Genomic DNA, 252 nt, shown 5'->3' with positions numbered 1-252 from the left:
GATCAGGGCCAGGCCCAGCACCGCGCCTTCATAGCGCGCCCATCGCTCCAGCCGCAGGATCGAGGCGCCCGCGCTGGCCAGGGCCGTGAAGACGGCCATGCCGGCGATGGTGCCCAGGGCGAAGATCAGGGTCAACAGGGCCAGGGCCGCCATCCCCTCCGATGCCGAAGACAGATAGATGGGCAGCAGAACCTCGCCCGGGGACACGGCCATCATCGCCACCAGCCCCAGGAAGGCCGCCGTGTCCGACAC

1 protein-coding gene is annotated in these 252 nt (G+C 70.2%); it reads right to left on the bottom strand.

Annotated features, from left to right (window positions below; all coding sequences use genetic code 11):
- Positions 1 to 252 (bottom strand): hypothetical protein (locus tag ACWXWW_RS18200; protein ID WP_455971435.1); only part of this gene is annotated, 252 nt, incomplete at both ends.

The sequence above is a fragment of the Microbacterium sp. KNMS genome, assembly GCF_053851835.1.
The sequence above is the reverse complement of the archived record's forward strand: the minus strand, read 5'-3'. Positions and strand labels throughout refer to the sequence as shown.